At 38.8% G+C, this 18,445-nt stretch carries 16 protein-coding genes, 2 tRNA genes and 1 other annotated feature; of the genes, 7 read left to right on the top strand and 11 right to left on the bottom strand.

Annotated elements, in window-relative coordinates:
- Nucleotides 1–50 precede the first annotated feature (50 nt).
- From sdaAB to HMPREF9421_RS02180, 3 genes are read left to right on the top strand one after another with little or no spacing between them, the layout of a single operon-like run.
- The gene (sdaAB, locus tag HMPREF9421_RS02190; RefSeq protein WP_006595350.1) at nt 51–722 is read left to right on the top strand and encodes an L-serine ammonia-lyase, iron-sulfur-dependent subunit beta; all 672 of its coding nucleotides are present in this window, start codon (nt 51–53) and stop codon (nt 720–722) included.
- Nucleotides 723–731: 9 nt separating this feature from the next.
- On the top strand, nt 732–1,604 hold the full coding sequence (sdaAA, locus tag HMPREF9421_RS02185) for an L-serine ammonia-lyase, iron-sulfur-dependent, subunit alpha (RefSeq protein ID WP_006595349.1): 873 nt from the start codon (nt 732–734) through the stop codon (nt 1,602–1,604).
- A 3-nt stretch (nt 1,605–1,607) separates the two neighbouring features.
- Nucleotides 1,608–2,234, top strand: a complete 627-nt coding sequence (locus tag HMPREF9421_RS02180) for an HAD hydrolase-like protein (RefSeq protein WP_006595348.1) — start codon at nt 1,608–1,610, stop codon at nt 2,232–2,234.
- A gap of 166 nt (nt 2,235–2,400) precedes the next feature.
- On the opposite strand, the gene HMPREF9421_RS02175 is transcribed toward HMPREF9421_RS02180, so the two are convergent.
- The 7 genes from HMPREF9421_RS02175 to yfmF form a co-directional block, all read right to left on the bottom strand.
- Nucleotides 2,401–3,045, bottom strand: coding sequence for a LysM peptidoglycan-binding domain-containing protein (locus HMPREF9421_RS02175; protein ID WP_006595347.1), 645 nt, complete (start codon nt 3,043–3,045; stop codon nt 2,401–2,403).
- A gap of 171 nt (nt 3,046–3,216) precedes the next feature.
- The gene (locus tag HMPREF9421_RS02170; protein WP_006595346.1) at nt 3,217–4,011 is read right to left on the bottom strand and encodes an energy-coupling factor transporter transmembrane component T family protein; all 795 of its coding nucleotides are present in this window, start codon (nt 4,009–4,011) and stop codon (nt 3,217–3,219) included.
- Complete coding sequence (locus HMPREF9421_RS02165; RefSeq protein WP_006595345.1) at nt 4,004–4,846, bottom strand: energy-coupling factor ABC transporter ATP-binding protein; 843 nt, start codon at nt 4,844–4,846, stop codon at nt 4,004–4,006. Before HMPREF9421_RS02165 ends, HMPREF9421_RS02170 begins: the two co-directional genes overlap by 8 nt.
- On the bottom strand, nt 4,831–5,658 hold the full coding sequence (locus HMPREF9421_RS02160; RefSeq protein WP_006595344.1) for an energy-coupling factor ABC transporter ATP-binding protein: 828 nt from the start codon (nt 5,656–5,658) through the stop codon (nt 4,831–4,833). Before HMPREF9421_RS02160 ends, HMPREF9421_RS02165 begins: the two co-directional genes overlap by 16 nt.
- Nucleotides 5,659–6,198, bottom strand: a complete 540-nt coding sequence (pgsA, locus tag HMPREF9421_RS02155; RefSeq protein WP_006595343.1) for a CDP-diacylglycerol--glycerol-3-phosphate 3-phosphatidyltransferase — start codon at nt 6,196–6,198, stop codon at nt 5,659–5,661. It abuts the gene before it with no gap.
- A gap of 96 nt (nt 6,199–6,294) precedes the next feature.
- Nucleotides 6,295–7,581 carry an EF-P 5-aminopentanol modification-associated protein YfmH gene (gene yfmH / locus HMPREF9421_RS02150; protein ID WP_006595342.1) on the bottom strand — a complete coding sequence of 429 codons (1,287 nt, stop codon included), beginning with the start codon at nt 7,579–7,581 and terminating at the stop codon, nt 6,295–6,297.
- A complete protein-coding gene (gene yfmF, locus HMPREF9421_RS02145; RefSeq protein WP_006596972.1) occupies nt 7,578–8,828 on the bottom strand; it encodes an EF-P 5-aminopentanol modification-associated protein YfmF in 1,251 nt (416 codons plus the stop codon). The genes yfmH and yfmF overlap by 4 nt, the downstream gene beginning before the upstream one ends.
- 152 nt (nt 8,829–8,980) lie before the next feature.
- Between yfmF and yaaA the strand changes: the two genes are divergently transcribed.
- Both yaaA and recF read left to right on the top strand, forming a co-directional pair.
- On the top strand, nt 8,981–9,346 hold the full coding sequence (gene yaaA / locus HMPREF9421_RS02140) for a S4 domain-containing protein YaaA (RefSeq protein WP_006595340.1): 366 nt from the start codon (nt 8,981–8,983) through the stop codon (nt 9,344–9,346).
- Between the two features lies 1 nt (nt 9,347).
- Nucleotides 9,348–10,436 (top strand): DNA replication/repair protein RecF, encoded by a 1,089-nt coding sequence (gene recF, locus HMPREF9421_RS02135; RefSeq protein WP_006595339.1) that lies wholly within the window; start codon nt 9,348–9,350, stop codon nt 10,434–10,436.
- A gap of 81 nt (nt 10,437–10,517) precedes the next feature.
- Here the strand turns inward: recF and guaB are convergent, their stop codons facing one another.
- A complete protein-coding gene (guaB, locus tag HMPREF9421_RS02130) occupies nt 10,518–11,999 on the bottom strand; it encodes an IMP dehydrogenase (protein ID WP_040803190.1) in 1,482 nt (493 codons plus the stop codon).
- A gap of 167 nt (nt 12,000–12,166) precedes the next feature.
- The gene (trpS, locus tag HMPREF9421_RS02125; protein ID WP_006596994.1) at nt 12,167–13,192 is read right to left on the bottom strand and encodes a tryptophan--tRNA ligase; all 1,026 of its coding nucleotides are present in this window, start codon (nt 13,190–13,192) and stop codon (nt 12,167–12,169) included.
- A gap of 51 nt (nt 13,193–13,243) precedes the next feature.
- Nucleotides 13,244–13,469: a binding site (T-box leader), on the bottom strand.
- A gap of 143 nt (nt 13,470–13,612) precedes the next feature.
- Between trpS and HMPREF9421_RS02120 the strand changes: the two genes are divergently transcribed.
- Nucleotides 13,613–15,235: an ATP-binding cassette domain-containing protein gene (locus tag HMPREF9421_RS02120; RefSeq protein ID WP_006595336.1), complete on the top strand. Its 1,623-nt coding sequence runs from the start codon at nt 13,613–13,615 to the stop codon at nt 15,233–15,235.
- Between the two features lie 62 nt (nt 15,236–15,297).
- Nucleotides 15,298–17,886 (top strand): YfhO family protein, encoded by a 2,589-nt coding sequence (locus tag HMPREF9421_RS02115; protein ID WP_006595335.1) that lies wholly within the window; start codon nt 15,298–15,300, stop codon nt 17,884–17,886.
- 370 nt (nt 17,887–18,256) lie between these two features.
- On the opposite strand, the gene HMPREF9421_RS02110 is transcribed toward HMPREF9421_RS02115, so the two are convergent.
- Both HMPREF9421_RS02110 and HMPREF9421_RS02105 read right to left on the bottom strand, forming a co-directional pair.
- Nucleotides 18,257–18,330 (bottom strand) — tRNA-Asn (locus tag HMPREF9421_RS02110).
- Between the two features lie 8 nt (nt 18,331–18,338).
- A tRNA-Glu gene (locus HMPREF9421_RS02105) sits at nt 18,339–18,410 on the bottom strand.
- Nucleotides 18,411–18,445: the final 35 nt, after the last annotated feature.

Raw genomic sequence — 18,445 nt, 5'->3', positions numbered from 1 at the left:
TGCCCTAGATTTGTTATAATGAAAGAAAAGAAACCCTAAGGAGCTGACTGATGAATTCGCTTAAATTCCAATCCGTATTTGATATTATTGGACCGGTTATGATTGGACCTTCTAGTAGCCACACAGCAGGAGCTGTTCGTATTGGAAAAATTGTCTCTTCTATTTTTGGAGAGGATCCGACAGAAGTTGAATTTCAGTTGTTTAATTCCTTTGCCAAAACCTATCGCGGTCACGGGACAGACTTGGCCCTTGTAGCTGGTATTTTGGGTATGGATACAGATGATCCAAGAATCCCCAATAGTCTTGAAATTGCCCATGAAAGAGGAATTCGAATCGTCTGGTCTATTCAAAAGGAGAGCAATGCTCCTCATCCAAATACGACGACCATCACGGTGAAAAATGATCACAAAACCATCTCCGTCACAGGAATTTCCATTGGTGGGGGAAACATACAAGTTACCGAGTTAAATGGCTTTGCAATTTCTCTAAACATGAACACCCCAACTATTATTATTGTTCACCAAGACGTTCCTGGGATGATTGCCCATGTGACAGAAGCCCTTTCCCGCTATGATATCAATATCGCCCAAATGAACGTAACCCGTGAAAAAGCCGGTGAAAAGGCTATTATGATTATTGAAGTGGATTCTCGTAATTGTGACGAAGCTATTGAGTTAATCCGTCAAATTCCCCATTTACACAATGTGAATTTCTTTCAATAAGGAGACCCCATGTTTTATTCCATTACCGAACTAGTTGAACAAGCGACCCTCCACTATGAAGGAAATGTCGCAGAATTAATGATTGCAACTGAGTTTGAACTAACTGGTCGCGAGCGCGAAGAAGTTCTGACTCTTATGACACGAAACCTTGAGGTCATGAAAGAATCCGTTCATCTTGGACTCAATGACCAACTTTCTAGAAGTGGCTTGACCGGAGGAGATGCTGCAAAATTGGATCGCTATATTCAATCTGGAAAAGCCCTCTCCGACTATACTGTCCTAACCGCAGCCAAAAATGCTATCGCTGTCAACGAACACAATGCAAAAATGGGCTTAGTCTGTGCTACTCCCACTGCTGGATCAGCCGGTTGCTTACCTGCTGTTCTTACTTCAGCCATCGAGAAACTCCATTTAGATGAGCACCAACAATTGGAGTTCTTATTAGCAGCAGGAGCCTTTGGCCTGGTTATTGCCAACAATGCATCGATTTCAGGAGCCGAGGGAGGCTGTCAAGCCGAAGTGGGTTCCGCGGCAGCCATGAGTGCAGCTGCCTTGACGTTGGCTGCTGGGGGAAGTCCTTACCAAGCTAGCCAAGCCATTTGTTTCGTCATCAAAAATATGCTAGGCTTAATTTGTGATCCCGTTGCAGGACTGGTAGAGGTTCCTTGTGTCAAACGAAATGCTATGGGTGCAAGCTATGCCTATATTGCAGCGGATATGGCTCTAGCAGGAATTGAATCCAAAATCCCTGTCGATGAGGTCATTGACGCCATGTATCAAGTTGGATCTAGCCTACCAACTGCCTTTAGAGAAACGGCTGAAGGTGGTCTAGCAGCAACTCCAACTGGGAAACGCCTACAGCAAGAAATATTTGGAGACTAACCTATGAAGTACATATTTTTCGACTTGGATGGGACTTTAGTCGATAGTTCCGAAGGAATTGAAACCACCTTTCTACACACTTTCAAGCTGCTAGGAGTTCCTGCTCCTGATAAAGAGACTATTCGAACCTTTATGGGCCCTCCACTCGAAGTTACATTTACAAACCATCTTCCAAAAGAACTGGTCACAAAAGCTGTAGAAATCTATCGCACCTATTACAAAGAAACTGGCCAACAACAAACCTATCTCTACCCAGGTATCAAAGAACTCCTTCAACAATTGAAGGAATTGGGTTATCACTTATTCATCACCACCTCTAAGAATCAGGAAGTGAGTCTCGAAATAGCCCATTCACTAGGAATTAGTGATTGCTTTGAAGGGATTTATGGTTCTACCCCAGGATCTATGCACAAATCTGATATCATTCAGCGTGTACTAGTGGATCATCAAATTCCAAAAGAGGAGGCTTGCATCGTTGGGGATACTAAATTTGATATCATTGGGGGAAAAACCATTGGTATTCACACAATTGCAGTCAGTTGGGGATTTGCACCTCTAGAGCAATTAAAAGAGGAAACTCCCGATACCATCGTAGATTCTCCTCTAGCTTTACTGACTCATTTAAGTTAATAAAAGAGGTTTACAAATTTGTAAACCTCTTTTATGTATGAAATCACGCATGAGTAAGAATATCCATGGTTCAGCAAGGTTGACTGACACAGTCATTTTTCTTTACATCACTTTCCAATCCTTGTCAAGGTAAGAAACAAAATAAAAAGAGGGTTTCCCCTCTTTTTTAGTATCCCCAAGCTGAAAGTCCTTGGTTTGAATAGGCATTATAAGCCGCTTGGATTTGATCATCAACTGTAGCAGTTGAACCCCAACCTGGCATTGTTTGGAAAAGACCACTAGCTCCAGATGGATTTGCTGCGTTCACTTGACCATTTGATTCGCGGGCAATAATGGCTTCCCAAGTTGATGCAGGAACACCTGTCATTTCAGCCATTCGAGCCGCTGCATAGGATCCAGTTTCTCCAGCAGTATTCCCATTAGCAAGTACAATCCCATTTCCAGAATTCGTAACAACAGGTGCTGCATTATAAGTAGCATTAGCAGTAGTTGTTGTTGAAGCCGCTACTTGATTTGTCGAAGCCTCGACTCTAGGTTCCTGACTTACTGTGGCAGTATTTACTTTGTTGATCAATGAATTTGAACGTTCACCCAACTCAATAATTTGACCAGCGTGGATTAAATCTTGATTGCTGATTTGATTCAATTCAACAAGCTTTTCGATAGTAGTGTTATTCTTAATCGCAATTTCTGATAAAGTATCACCATTTTTCACTTCGTATGTTTCAGCATTCACTACCACACCAGAAACAAAAAGTGAAAGAGCTGAGATAATAGAAGTTAATGTCCATTGGACTTTTTTTGTGTTCATCAATACATTCTCCTTTCGAACATAATACTATCTTACACATTAAATGTTACAGTTAGTTATAATTTATGTTACAAAGGTTACAAAATCATGTATTTTTCATGCAAAAAACGCTATAAATAGCGTTTTTCTTCATTTTTTTAGAAAAATTCCCCTATATGTAGTGGTGGTATTCTAATATTTCAACCAAAAAATGATAGCACCAACTGCTACTACAGACAGAATCGCTACACTATCTAAGGCTTGCCATTTTAACTGCCTATAACGGCTTCTTCCCTCTCCACTTTTATAACCTCTTGCCTCCATGGCAATTGCAAGAGCATCTGCACGTTTAAAACTTGATGCAAACAAGGGAATTAAAATCGGTATAAAAGAGCGGATCTTCTGAAGGAGATTCCCTTCTCCAAAATCAACCCCTCTAGCTCTCTGTGCATTCATAATGCGAATCGTATCATCCATTAGAGTGGGGACGAAACGAAGGCTCATAGACAACATGAGTCCAATTTCATGAGCAGGAACTTTGATGATTTTAAATGGAGTTAACATCTTTTCTACGGCATCTGCTAAGCTTAAGGGCGTTGTTGTCAGTGTTAAAATCGTTGAAAATACAACAATGAGAATAAAACGACAAAAGATCACACCCGCTTGAGCAAGTCCTTTATCCGTTACAGTCAAAAAATAAAATTGAAATAAGGTCTTACCGCCAGTCGTCGCAAACAACTGAAAGAGTGTGGTGAAAGCAATGATAAAGACCATCGATTTCAGGCCATTAATAAAAAAACGGAAGGGGATCTTGGCACTCAAAATCAACGCAAAGGCCAATAAAAACAACAGGGCATTCGTCAACACATTATTGGCCCAAAACAAAATAACAATTAACAAGAAAAGTCCTAGTAACTTTGCCCTTGGATCCATACGATGGAGAATGGAATTACCTGGTACATATCGTCCTAAAATCATACTATTCATGTCCAATTAACTCCTTAAACTCTTGTAAAGTGATTGGTAAAGTTGGCAAAGATAGTCCTTTTTGACGTAAGCGCCAAGCAAATTTCGTCACTTTCGGTACACCTAATTGTATGTTTTCTAATCCTTCTACATCCTGAAATACATCCCTTGGATGCCCAGACCTCACAATTCGTCCTTTTTCCAAAACATAAACAAGATTTGCGTATTCTGCCACATCTTCCATAGAATGACTAACAAGAACGATGGTCATCCCAGCTTGATGAAGTGACGCAAATAGCTTCATTAATTCCCGTCTACCTGACGGATCCAAACCAGCTGTCGGCTCGTCCAAGACCAAAATTTCAGGTTCCATCGCTAAAATGCCTGCAATAGCGACCCGTCTCATTTGCCCTCCAGACAATTCAAAGGGACTCCGTTCAAACAACTCTTCAGAAAGACCGACTAAGCGTAATTTTTCCTTAGCAATGCTCTCAGCTGACTCTTGGTCTACTCCAAAATTTTGAGGCCCAAATGCGACATCTTTTACAACAGTCTCAGCAAAGAGTTGACTTTCTGGAAATTGAAAGACGAGACCTACTTTTTTCCGAAGATCCTTTAGCTCTTTTTGAGAAGACTCAGAACTAATGCGCATATCATTCATTTGCACTTCCCCTCGACTGGGCAAAAGCAAACCATTTAATAATTGAAGGATGGTTGATTTTCCACTTCCAGTATGCCCAATTAGAGCTGTATAAGAACCGCTTGGGATTTCTATATTCACATCAAAAAGAGCCGCTCCTTCAAAAGGAGTACCTTCTTGATAGGTATAACTAAGCTGTTTTAAAGCAATTCCCATAATAGTTTCTCTAGCTCTCCTTCAGTCTGATAGGTTTCTCCAACTGGAAAACCTTTTTGATGTAACATGCTGCGCAATCGATTAGCGAAAGGTTCTTCTAATCCAATTTCATCTAAATCATCTCGAGAAAAGAGTTCTCTTGGAGTCAGATCCAAGGTCGCTTTTCCTTTTTCAAAGAGAATAACCCGATCACTTAGGGAAACTTCCTCTAAATCATGGGTAATAGAAATAACCGTTAACCCATATCGTTCTTTGACTTCTCGAACTGTCCGAATTAGTTCTAGACGCCCTTCAGGATCCAACATACTGGTTGCTTCATCTAAAATGATGATTTTAGGTCGTAAAGCGATAATCCCAGCAATGGCCACTCGTTGCTTTTGTCCACCGGATAACCTAGCGGGTTCTCGATCTTTGAACTCATCCATGCGGACCATCTTCAAAGCTTCATCTACTCGTTGCACCATTTCGTCTCTTGGAATTCCTTGGTTCTCCAACCCAAACGCCACATCATCTTCAACTGTAGCCCCAACAAACTGGTTATCTGGATTCTGGAAAACCATCCCAATCTCACTACGTTTATCCCAAACATTTTCAGGAGTTAACAAATCTCCGGAAATATAGATTTGACCAGATTCCGGTTCCAACAAGCCATCAATCAAGCGGACCACTGTTGATTTACCACTTCCGTTATGTCCAATAATGGATAACCATTCACCATGTTTCACGTGAAACGATATATCATTTAACTGATGGTTCTCATCTGTTTTTTGGTATTTAAATGTAAGATTTCGAACTTCTATAATATTATTCATTTATCTAAAGGTATCTTTAAAGAGGTAGGCACTGCCTTTAAAGTATTCGTATCCAGAGTAGACTGTAAAGATTAGCGCAACATAAAGCGTAATTTGACCCAATAAGTCCCAATGGAAGAGAAGGAAAATAATGGCAAACATTTGTGAGAAGGTTTTAATTTTTCCAGGCATAGCTGCTGGCAAAACAACTCCTCCTGTTTCAACCAATAACAAGCGGAGCCCAGTAACGGCTAATTCACGGCAAATAATAACTGCAGTTATCCAAGCCGGAACCATCTTTAATTCAATCATCATGATAAAAGCAGACATGACAAGAAGCTTATCAGCCATAGGATCTGCAAATTTTCCAAAGTTACTAACAACTTTCCATTTACGAGCCAAATAACCGTCTAAATAATCAGTGATACTTGCAACTGCAAATACAATTGCTGCTGCCACATGCCAACCATAACCTTTACCAAATATTAGCATCAAAATAAAAATAGGAATAAACACAATTCGAATCAGTGTTAAGGCATTTGGGATATTTTCTTTTTTCATTCTAGTCTCCTTACTAGTTTACATGATAGTTTACATCTAATTGACAAAAACGACGTCGATTTAATTCAACAAAATTGTTATTCCATTCTTTTCACATCATTTAGGAAAAATGATAAAGTCCGTCATATCACAAAAGTTGACAAAATCTCGCCCAACCTTTACAACATCTTGTAAAGAAATACTTTGTAAAATTTTTGGAAGATCAAATAGGTTTTCACCCGTATCAATTGGATTAAATTGACTAGCAATATAATCCAAAGAATTCAAACCATGTAAAAAATCACCAAACATTTCACTTTTAATTGTATCCAAATGCTCTTGGGTCACATCGGGATCTTTCTCAAAATTCTTTATGGCAGTTCTGAATTGATGGGATATACTAACTGGTTCTGAAGTGTCCATCGTTAACATCACAAAGTGAAAGGAAGACTCTACTTCAATTTCTAGTGTCAAGGAGTTGTCAAGTTTACCAACTTCATAAAGCGACTGAAATCGTTTGGAGGTCCACCCAAACATCATTGCAAACAATAATTTGAGGATAATCTTATAGCGATACTGGTAAAGAGGAGGAATTTGATTTCTTCCACGAATACCAATTGCTAATTTTGGTGAAGCAACTTCCATCCGACTTGTCTCATTTTGAACGACTGGATTCAAGTCCACGGGTGAAATACGAGGAAGAGGACTTGAAGAGGTCTTCATCTCGAATTCAGAAACAAGGTTAACAAGACTGTCAAGATCAAAGTTTCCGACAACCACTAGATGCATATTGGCTGGTTGGTAGAAATAATCGAAATTATCCTGTAAACTTTCTTCATCAATTTGAGAGAGAGAAGATACAGTACCTGCAATATCTTGGGCTAAAGGTGTTTCTGGATAGAGATTTGCCAACGCCCTAAAGAATAATTGGTAGTCAGGACTATCTTGGTACATTTCGATTTCTTGTTGAATAATCAATTGTTCCTTCTTTAGAGAATCCTTTGAGAGATGAAGAGATTGTGTCATCTCCAGTAACAATCTCATATTTTCATTAACATTCGAGGTGGTCGAAAAGAGATAGCTAGTTTGTGTAAAGCTAGTAAACGCATTGCTTTCAGCTCCCAGCTTTACAAAATGTTGTAAATAATCTTGACCATCTTGATCTTCAAATAACTTATGTTCAAGAAAATGCGCAATCCCTGCTGGAAACTCTTTTATTTCTTCTACTCCATCCACTGTAAATCTTGTGTCAACAGAACCGAATTTAGTAGAAATAATTGCATAGCTTTCATTAAAATCCGCTTTTGGAATTAAATATAACTTCAATCCATTATGGAGAGTTGTCTGATAAACACATTCTCCAACAGCTGGATAATCTATTTTCTCCAAATCTTTTTTTATCATTCTCTTCCTTCCATAAAATAGACCGCTTGTAATTTGAGTGATTTGGCAACAGCCATAATTTCTTCTTTCGTCACCAGTTGAATGGCTTGAATCCAATCATCAATTGACAAGAACTGTTTTCCTAAAGTGGATTGTAGATAAGCTCTTTCAATCAAGGTTCCAGGTCGATCCTGCGACAATTTTGCAGCATTTATAATCATTTCTTTTGTCAAGCGCAGCTCTTCACTTGTAAACTTACCTCTCTTCAAGTCACTCACTTGACGACTCATCAGAGTCATCGTCCGGGTTCTATTTTTTCTATCAATCCCTGCATAGATACGCATAAAATGAGAAAAAATATCAAAATGGCTAGAGATAGTATAAGCCAATCCTTCTTTTTCTCGTATGACTGTAAACAATTTTGAGTGAGAGAAAGCACCCAGTAAACCATTTAAAACAATTAAAGCAAAATGCTCTTTCGCTCCATACTGCACAGGAAAGTGATAGCCTAACTCTAAAATAGATTGATGAGTATTTCTTTGCTCGAGTCCTTCTCTGACAACATTCGAGAAGGATTGTGCATAAAAAATATTGACATGAGATTTACGAGGTTGTAAACCAAATTCACTAATCTTTTCAATGACTGCTAGTTCATTGAAATCACCCATAAAGAAAAAGTCAATCAGATTTGTTTGAAGCATTTCTTGAAATGCTTGATAAGCTGACCCTTCATCCTCATTCTGAATCTGCTGGACACTTCCATACTTACTTAGTTTCATATCAGCTTGATCATAAAACAAACGATTCAATTGTTGGTGAGCATAATAAAAATGATTTTCAATTTCTGCTTCTAGTTCTGTAACGAGATTTTTTTTCTCTACTGAAAAAGTTTCTGAATGAAAGCATCCATTTTCTGCAAGAGGAGCATTCAGAGATACCTTTAATAAATCCAACATCTGATCTGTCAAGACATTTTTCTTACTCAAAAAAGCATCACGGACATAGGATAAATTAATATCAATGTAGTGCATTTGGCCGCGTTTTGAAACAAAAGTAGAAAAATTGGCTCCATACAAGTTCGCCAACTGCTCTCTAAATTGCTGGGAAGTTGGATAAAGTTGATTAGCTGTTTCGATCATGCGTGAGGCTAGAACCCGTCCTGCTATTGTTTCTTCAGAAAGGGGGGCAGAGAATCGCACTTTAATCTCATTGGTCTTAAATTTTTCTGATTTCATAAAATGGATTCGAACACCAGTAACTAATTCCATCGTCATCCTCGTTCTAACAAATATTACTCTTCATTATATCATGAAATCCCTGTAAAATCTTTCCCAGACAGATTAAAAATCGTTTACGCCGACTTGCCCTATTTTAGGTTTTTCATCCTTTTGTGGTATAATAACTATCATTGAGGTGAACTATGAACTATAAACTTTTTGATGAATTTATCACACTACAAGCCCTTTTTAAAGAACTGGGAATCATCCAAAGCGGTGGAGCTATCAAGGCCTTTTTACTTGAAAATCAAGTAGAGGTTAATGGAGAAGTGGAAACCAGAAGAGGACGTAAGTTACGAGTTGGAGATACAATCGAAGTGATTGGTGAGAAGGAAATCATAACGATAACACAACCTAGTCCAGAAGAAATTGAAGACTACCAAGCTGACAAGATAGAAAAAGAACGTGTTTCTCAATTGGTGAAGAAATTAAACCAAGAACAAAAAAAACATTCTAAAACCAAAAAAGAAGAGAATAAGCGGAAGCCTGTTCGTTTCCCAGGAACATAATATGTGGCTTAAATCCATACATATTCAAAAATTTCGAAATTATAAAGACGTAGATCTCCAATTCCACTCTGGTTTGAATATTTTCTTAGGCCAAAATGCTCAAGGCAAAACCAATCTCCTTGAATCTATCTACTTTCTAGCCTTGACCCGTAGCCATCGGACTCGTTCCGATAAAGATTTAATTCATTTTCAAGAGGAACAATTTACCGTTTCTGGAATTTTAGAAAAAAAGACTGGCTCTATCCCATTAGAAATTTCTTTATCCTCAAAAGGTAGAGTTACAAAAATAAACCACCTGAAACAAAGTAAATTATCAACATATATAGGGAATATGAATGTCGTTCTCTTTGCACCAGAGGATTTACAACTCGTAAAAGGCTCACCCGCTCTTCGTCGCAAGTTTATTGATATTGATTTAGGCCAGATGAAGCCCGTTTATCTATCGGATTTAACAGCCTATCATCATGTTTTAAAGCAACGCAATAGTTACTTAAAAACGGCAACTACCGTAGATCCAACCTTTTTAGATGTTCTAGATGAGCAATTAGCAGATTATGGTAGCCGGGTCTGCATCCATCGGAAAGATTTTCTTAAAAAATTAGAGTACTTTGGACAGGAAAAACATTTTGAAATTTCCAATCAAGCCGAAAAACTCACCATTCGGTATGATTCCTCCATTCCTTTTCAAGATGAAGAGACACTTCGCCAAACCTTTATCATCTTGCTTCGAGAAAATCGGACAAAGGATCTCATCAAAAAAACAACCAGTGTCGGTCCTCACCGAGATGACATTACTTTTTACATCAATGATATGAATGCAACTTTTGGTAGCCAGGGGCAGCACCGCAGTGTTGTTCTTTCAATAAAACTAGCAGAGATTTCACTGATTGAATCCTTGACGAAGGAAAAGCCTATTTTACTCTTAGACGATGTCATGAGTGAACTTGACAACAATCGTCAACTACATTTACTAGAAGTTATCTCCCGTGACATCCAAACATTTATTACAACTACAACCCTAGATCACCTAAAAGACTTGCCAGAAGACTTAAAAATCTTCAATATTCACTCGGGTCAAGTTGACAAATAATTAACAAAGTTGTCAATTTTTATTGACAACTTTTTGACACAATAAAAGTGTAAAATCTTATGATTTCACACTTTTATTTTTTTATTGAACAGAGTAGTTTGGTGCTTCATTGGTAATTTGAACATCGTGTGGGTGGCTTTCTTTCAAACCTGCCCCAGACATTTCAACAAATTGTGCATTTTCGTGCAATTCTTGAAGGTTGGCAGCTCCAACATAGCCCATACCAGAACGGATACCACCAATCATTTGGAAGACGATATCGGCTGCTGAACCCTTATAAGCAACCCGACCTTCGATTCCTTCTGGAACCAATTTGTTGGCTTCATTAACAGAACCTTGGAAGTAGCGGTCGCTTGAACCTTTCTTCATTGCTGCAATAGATCCCATACCACGATAAGTCTTGAACTTACGTCCTTGGAAGATTTCAGTTTCACCTGGTGCTTCATCTGTTCCTGCAAACATAGATCCAAGCATGACTGCATGACCACCAGCAGCAAGGGCTTTTACAATATCTCCAGAATACTTGATTCCACCGTCAGCAATGATAGTTTTTCCATATTCACGCGCAACAGCAGCTGCATCATAAATAGCTGTAACTTGAGGAACCCCAACACCAGCAATTACACGAGTTGTACAGATTGAACCAGGTCCAATCCCAACCTTAACCACGTCAACACCTGCATCATAGAGAGCACGCGCTCCCTCAGCTGTAGCAATATTACCTGCAATCAAAGTGCGATCTGGGAAATGAGCTCGAATTTCAGCAATCTTACGAAGAACCCCTGCAGAATGACCATGGGCCGTATCGATGACAATGGCATCCGCACCAGCTTCAAACAATGCTTCTGCACGCTCAAAAGTATCAGATGTAACTCCAACAGCACCTGCTACTAAAAGACGACCAAATTCATCTTTCGCTGCATTTGGAAACTCAATGACTTTTTCAATATCCTTAATGGTAATCAAACCTGACAAACGACCATTCTCATCTACCAACGGCAATTTTTCAATGCGGTGTTCTTGAAGGATCCGTTCAGCGGTCTCTAAATCAGTACCGACTGGTGCAGTTACTAGATTTTCACTAGTCATATGATTTGAAATTGGTTGATCATAATCAGAAATAAAACGTAGGTCACGGTTGGTCAAAATCCCAACTAGTTTACGATTTTCCATGGTTTCAACCACAGGAACACCACTGATACGGTAACGTCCCATAAGTTCATCTGCCTCAGCAATGGTATGTTCAGGTGTTAGGAAAAATGGGTCAATGATAACGCCGTTTTCAGAGCGTTTTACTTTACGAACTTCATCTGCTTGTTGGGCAATAGACATATTTTTGTGAATAACCCCAAGTCCTCCAGCACGGGCAATGGCAATAGCCATTTGGCTTTCAGTGACTGTATCCATCGCAGCCGTGATGATTGGGATATTCAACACAAGGTTATCCGCCAATTTTGTACGAAGATCTGCATCGTTTGGTAATACATGACTTTCAGCTGGAATGAGCAATACATCATCGAAGGTATAACCTTTTTTCAAAAATTTAGTGTCCCAATTTGACATTCCCATTTTCCTCTTTTCTTTCTTTTTGAGCCAAGCTCGTCTTTTTTAGTTGATAATATCATACCATTCTATGATAATTTGTCAATCATTTGTAGAATATTTCAAAAAGAGGTGTTGGAACCTCTTTTGAATCATTTATTTTATTAGATTATCTTACCATCAAGAGCTTATTTGAAATAGTTTAAGCCCATAGCAGACTTGACTTGATCAAGCGTTTCTGCTGCAACCGAACGGGCCACTTCACTACCCTTTTGAAGCATATCATAGACTTGTCCCATATCTTTAGCAAATTCAATTCGGCGTTCGCGAATAGGTCCCAACTCTCTCTCTAGAATCTCTAGAAGATAACGTTTGGTTTTAACATCTCCTAAACCACCCCGTTGGTAATGGTCTTTCATGTCTTGAATGGTCGCCTGATCTTCTTCTTTTCCAAAAACATCCAAATAATGGAAAACCATATTTCCTTCAATTTTTCCTGGATCTTCGACACGAATATGCTCAGGATCTGTATACATACTCATCACCTTTTTCTTCAAGGTGTCCATATCATCCGCTAAATAGATACCATTGCCAAGAGATTTGGACATTTTGGCATTCCCATCCAGACCAGGCAAACGACCCGCTGCCTCATTTTTTGGAAAAATTCCCTCTGGTTCAACCAAGACATCACAATGATAAGCATGATTAAAAGAACGGACGATTTCACGTGTTTGCTCAATCATGGGCTTTTGGTCTGTCCCAACAGGTACCAGATTGGCTTTAAAGGCAGTAATATCTGCAGCTTGAGAAACAGGATACACCAAGAAACCAGATGGAATAGACTCACCGAACCCTTTTTGGGCAATTTCTGTCTTAACCGTTGGGTTGCGTTCCAAACGTGAAACAGAGACCAAATTCATGTAATACATGGTCAATTCCGCTAGCTCAGGGATCTGACTCTGAATAAAAATGGTTGATTTATTTGGATCTAATCCAGCTGCTAAATAGTCTAGAGCAACGTTTCCGATGGATTCTACAATAGTTTGTGGGTCTTTAGCATGATCCGTTAGGGCTTGTTGGTCAGCTAAAAAGACAAACATATGATACTTATCTTCGTTTTGCATAAGAACTCGATTCTTCAATGAACCGACATAGTGTCCAATATGGAGTTTCCCAGTCGGGCGATCTCCAGTTAAAATAATCGGCTTGGTCATTTTTCTTCCTCCCTGAAGTACAAAATAAAAGCCCACGCATAGCAAAAACTATGCGAGGGCGTCTGAGACACGGTGCCACCTCACTTAGAACAACATGTGCTGTTCCCTCTGACTCATCACAAATGAGCTGCACATAAGGCCTGCTAGCCGAATCTCTATTGGTTAAGATTCTATTTGAACATCAGTCCATTTCATTCTGTTTCGTTGCTTATTTTCAGCAACCATAAGCTCTCTAAAAAACGAATACAAATTACTCTTCTGATTGCTTTTCATTATATAATGACATCAAGGGAAAGTCAAGTTCTTCCCTCTTTTATCATCCATTATCATCTCCCTCAAATGCTTAAGGGTATTCATTGAAAAATTAAGCTTTTTCTAGTAAAATAGGCTTATATAGACAGAAAAAGAGGAGAAATATACGTGTTAACAGTTACAGACGTCTCACTACGTTTTAGTGATCGTAAACTTTTTGATGATGTCAACATCAAATTTACAGAAGGAAATACCTATGGTTTGATTGGGGCCAATGGTGCTGGAAAATCAACCTTTTTAAAAATCTTAGCAGGGGATATTGAACCAACAACTGGTCACATTTCTCTTGGACCAGACGAACGTCTTTCTGTTCTTCGTCAAAATCACTTTGACTACGAAGATGAGCGTGCCATTGACGTCGTTATCATGGGAAATGAAAAACTTTATAGCATCATGAAGGAAAAAGATGCTATCTATATGAAGGAAGATTTTTCAGATGAAGACGGAGTCCGCGCAGCAGAGCTTGAAGGAGAATTCGCTGAACTAGGTGGTTGGGAAGCAGAAAGTGAAGCTTCACAACTCCTCCAAAATCTGAATATTCCCGAAGAGCTCCACTACCAAAATATGAGTGAACTAGCAAATGGAGATAAAGTGAAAGTCCTCCTAGCCAAAGCTCTCTTTGGTAAACCAGACGTCCTTCTTTTGGACGAGCCGACCAACGGTCTTGATATTCAATCCATTACCTGGTTAGAAGATTTCTTGATTGATTTTGAGAATACCGTTATCGTCGTATCCCACGACCGTCACTTCTTGAATAAAGTCTGTACTCACATGGCCGACCTTGACTTTGGAAAAATCAAACTCTATGTCGGTAACTACGATTTCTGGAAAGAATCATCTGAACTGGCTGCCAAGTTGTTAGCAGATCGGAATGCCAAAGCAGAAGAAAAAATCAAACAATTACAAGAATTTGTGGCTCGTTTCTCTGCCAATGCTTCAAAATCTAAACAGGCAACTTCACGTAAAAAGATGCTTGACAAGATTCAGTTAGAAGAAATTGTCCCATCTAGCCGAAAATACCCATTTATCAGCTTTAAAGCGGAACGAGAAATCGGGAATGATTTGTTGACAGTAGAAAACTTATCTGTAAAGATTGATGGTGAAACTATTCTTGACAACATCAGCTTCATCTTGCGTCCAGGTGACAAGACAGCTCTTATCGGACAAAACGACATCCAAACAACTGCCTTGATCCGCGCCATTATGGGTGAAATCGAATATGAAGGAACGGTCAAGTGGGGAGTTACAACTAGTCGTTCTTACTTACCAAAAGACAATTCAGCTGACTTTGCAGGTGGCGAGTCGATACTTGACTGGCTCCGTCAATTCGCAAGTAAAGAAGAAGATGACAATACCTTCCTTCGTGGATTCCTCGGACGCATGCTCTTTTCTGGAGACGAGGTTAACAAGCCTGTAAACGTCTTGTCAGGGGGAGAAAAGGTGCGCGTGATGCTTTCAAAACTCATGCTTTTGAAGTCAAACGTTCTTGTACTTGACGACCCTACAAATCACTTGGATTTGGAATCTATTTCAAGCTTGAACGATGGATTGAAAAACTTCAAAGAATCCATCATCTTTGCCAGTCACGACCATGAGTTTATTCAAACTCTTGCCAACCATATCATTGTTCTTTCAAAAAATGGTGTCATTGACCGGATCGATGAAACCTATGACGAATTCTTAGAAAACCAAGAAGTTCAAGCAAAAGTCAAAGAACTTTGGAAAGACTAAGAAATCACTCTAAATGATCAAAAACCCTGGAACCTTTGTTTCAGGGTCTTTCAATAGACTATATGAAATTTAAAAAATTTTTATCACACCCTATCATATTTTACTTTACAGCTTTTTTACTTCCCTTTACAATCTTATTTTTTGTCTACCTCAGTCAAGGGATTTATTGGGGGAGTGAAACTTCTCCTTTATTAGGCGATGGTTTCCATCAATACGTTATTTTCGACGTTACCTTACGAAATATTTTACACGGAACAGACAGTCTCTTTTACAGCTTTACAAGTGGACTAGGCTTAAACTTTTACGCCCTTTCTAGCTATTATTTGGGCAGTTTTTTATCTCCCTTTGTCTTCTTCTTTGACAGTTTATCCATGGTTGATTCCGTCTATCTTTTTACACTGATAAAGATAGGGTTGATAGGGTTGTCAACCTATCATTCCATTAAGGGAATCTATCCTCAACTACAAAAATTCTTGATTCTTTCACTGTCAACTTCATTTGCTTTAATGAGTTTCTCTATCAGCCAGATTGAAATCAAAACCTGGCTCGATGTCTTTATTTTGGCTCCTCTTATTCTCTTAGGTCTACACCGTTTAATGACTCAAAAGAAACGGGTTCTCTACTTTACAAGCTTGACTATCCTTTTCATTCAGAATTATTATTTTGGATTTATGATGGCTCTCTTCTTGACCTTATGGTATTGTACTCAGCTTTCCTGGGACTTTAAAAAAAGAATATCTTCTTTCTTTGACTTTACAATCGTGTCAATTCTAGCAGGGGTCACTAGCTTGATCATGATTTACCCTACCATTTTAGATTTACTCACTCATGGGGAAAACTTTACCAAGATTACAAGAACCTTTACAGAAAATAGTTGGTACTTAGACGTTTTTGCAAAAAACTTAATCGGTAGCTTCGACACAACAAAGTATGGGGCCATCCCTATGATTTATGTTGGCCTGTTCCCATTTTTACTTGCCTTTCTATTTTTCTTTGTCAAATCGATTCGGTTTCACGTGAAACTAGCTTATTTGACTTTATTAGTCATTCTTATTGCAAGCTTCTATTTACAATCTTTAGATTTATTCTGGCAGGGGATGCATGCTCCCAATATGTTTCTTCACCGTTATGCCTGGCTCTTTTCATTGACAATTTTGTTCATGGCAGCAGAAGTCCTCAATCGGTTAAAAGAAATCAATTGGCAACGGCTCTGCCTAGCTGTTAGTTTGCTTAGTATTGGATTTGTTCTCACTTTTCTCTATCGCAAGCATTATCCTTTCTTGACAAGCAGTCATTATGTATTGACACTAGAATTTCTTCTTGTATTTTTTACTGTGACACTTGCCTTTACAGTTCGTAAACTTTCTTATCCAATTTTTTCTGTTGTTATTCTTTTCTTCTGTCTGTTTGAAACCAGTATAAATAGCTATTATCAGATGGATGGGATTGCAAATGAATGGGTATTTGCAGCTCGTTCTTCTTATCAAGGAAAGATTCCAGCAATTAATAAGTTGACAAGAAGTTTACAGGATGATCATAGTTTTTACCGAACAGAGATTCTCCAACCTCAAACTGGTAATGACAGTATGAAATACAATTTTAGAGGGATATCCCAATTTTCATCTGTCAGAAATACAGATACCAGTTCAACCCTGGACAAACTCGGTTTTAAATCAGATGGAACCAACTTGAACCTGCGCTATCAAAACAATACATTACTAATGGACAGTCTGTTCGGAATCAAATACAATTTTTCAGATAGGAATCCTCAAAAGTTTGCTTTTCATAAATTGGAAACGCAAGGAAATCAGACATTGTATCAAAATGAAAAAGCTCTTTCACTAGCATTTCTAACAGCAAGTCCCTACAAAGATATCCAATTTTCTAATCTAACCTTGGATAATCAAAAGAATTTTCTCAATCATCTAACAGGCCAATCCTTGACTTTCTATCAGCGATTACATCCACTGAAAACTGGTGCAGATGATCCTTCTCAAGGTCCTCAGAAAGCTAAAGTTGAAGCAGATAGTTTTCTAACTTATGCCAGTATCGAATATGAGCTCTACGTTCAAAACGATAGTCAACTTTATGTGAATCTTCCTTCTTTAGAATTTGAGAATGAAGATTATACCGATGTTGAGATCATTACGAATGGCCAAGTCAACCGCTATACAACAGACAATGTATTTCCATTCTTTACCATTGGTCACTTTACAGCAGGAGAAACTGTTAAGATTCGAATTGCCTTCCCTGAAAATTCGTCAGTCACCTTCCAAAATCCAGAATTTTTTGCTTTGGACCTTCAGGCCTACCAGGAAGCCTTTGAAACGTTACACCAACAAGAAGTTCATGTGCAAACCAAAGGAAATACCGTCACTGCAGATTTTACAGCAGACCACCATACAAGTCTCTTTTTCACACTTCCTTATGATAAAGGGTGGACAGCGACGATGAATGATCAACCTGTCCCTATTCGAAGAGCTCAAAAAGGATTTATGGCTGTTGATGTCCCTAAAGGAAAAGGACAGGTTGTTCTACAGTTCATTCCACATGGGTTAAAAGAAGGAACCATAGCTTTCCTACTCGGAATTCTGTCCTTCACTGGCTACAATGCTATTCGAAATAAATCTCAGTCCTCAAAAAATCAGTAAATTTGCATCATAAAGAGTCCCTTCAGTTGGAAGGGGCTCTTAGAATGTAGACAAACTGTATTATATCCAGCAACCTAAGTGATGCTGAAAAAAATAAAATAATAAACACTGAGCTCGTTAGGCTCATTCAAACATACACTGAAACTTTCCGCTGTGATAAAAGTGTTAGAAACACTAGTGTTTCTAACACTCGGGAGTTTTGAGACCTCAGGCTCAAAACTAAGTCATGGAACTTCTTCGAAGTTCGCTGACGTCCGTACTCACCTAAGGAAAGTTTCAAAGATGACTTTGTCTTTAATCTGAGAGCCCCATCATTTTGAAGGGGCTCTTATTTTAAACAAAAAAAGCATCCCTTAGGATGCTAGTTTAGCTCCGCCAGTAGGACTCGAACCTACGACATCATGATTAACAGTCATGCGCTACTACCAACTGAGCTATGGCGGAATGAGATATAGTCCGTACGGGATTCGAACCCGTGTTACCGCCGTGAAAAGGCGGTGTCTTAACCCCTTGACCAACGGACCATGTCATTAACAGAACATATCCCATTATACCATCG

Origin of the sequence: Streptococcus australis ATCC 700641, assembly GCF_000186465.1 — a bacterium.
GTDB classification, from domain to species: domain Bacteria; phylum Bacillota; class Bacilli; order Lactobacillales; family Streptococcaceae; genus Streptococcus; species Streptococcus australis.
Note: the sequence above shows the minus strand (reverse complement) of the source record. Positions and strands in the feature narration are given on the sequence as shown.

Coding starts and splice junctions, on each gene's coding strand:
- trpS (WP_006596994.1), bottom strand. CDS start 13,192: ATGACCAAGCCGATTATTTTAACTGGAGATCGCCCGACTGGGAAACTC.
- HMPREF9421_RS02175 (WP_006595347.1), bottom strand. CDS start 3,045: ATGAACACAAAAAAAGTCCAATGGACATTAACTTCTATTATCTCAGCT.
- HMPREF9421_RS02160 (WP_006595344.1), bottom strand. CDS start 5,658: ATGAATAATATTATAGAAGTTCGAAATCTTACATTTAAATACCAAAAA.
- guaB (WP_040803190.1), bottom strand. CDS start 11,999: ATGTCAAATTGGGACACTAAATTTTTGAAAAAAGGTTATACCTTCGAT.
- HMPREF9421_RS02180 (WP_006595348.1), top strand. CDS start 1,608: ATGAAGTACATATTTTTCGACTTGGATGGGACTTTAGTCGATAGTTCC.
- sdaAA (WP_006595349.1), top strand. CDS start 732: ATGTTTTATTCCATTACCGAACTAGTTGAACAAGCGACCCTCCACTAT.
- sdaAB (WP_006595350.1), top strand. CDS start 51: ATGAATTCGCTTAAATTCCAATCCGTATTTGATATTATTGGACCGGTT.
- HMPREF9421_RS02170 (WP_006595346.1), bottom strand. CDS start 4,011: ATGAATAGTATGATTTTAGGACGATATGTACCAGGTAATTCCATTCTC.
- yaaA (WP_006595340.1), top strand. CDS start 8,981: ATGAACTATAAACTTTTTGATGAATTTATCACACTACAAGCCCTTTTT.
- HMPREF9421_RS02115 (WP_006595335.1), top strand. CDS start 15,298: ATGAAATTTAAAAAATTTTTATCACACCCTATCATATTTTACTTTACA.
- recF (WP_006595339.1), top strand. CDS start 9,348: ATGTGGCTTAAATCCATACATATTCAAAAATTTCGAAATTATAAAGAC.
- yfmH (WP_006595342.1), bottom strand. CDS start 7,581: ATGATAAAAAAAGATTTGGAGAAAATAGATTATCCAGCTGTTGGAGAA.
- yfmF (WP_006596972.1), bottom strand. CDS start 8,828: ATGGAATTAGTTACTGGTGTTCGAATCCATTTTATGAAATCAGAAAAA.
- HMPREF9421_RS02165 (WP_006595345.1), bottom strand. CDS start 4,846: ATGGGAATTGCTTTAAAACAGCTTAGTTATACCTATCAAGAAGGTACT.
- pgsA (WP_006595343.1), bottom strand. CDS start 6,198: ATGAAAAAAGAAAATATCCCAAATGCCTTAACACTGATTCGAATTGTG.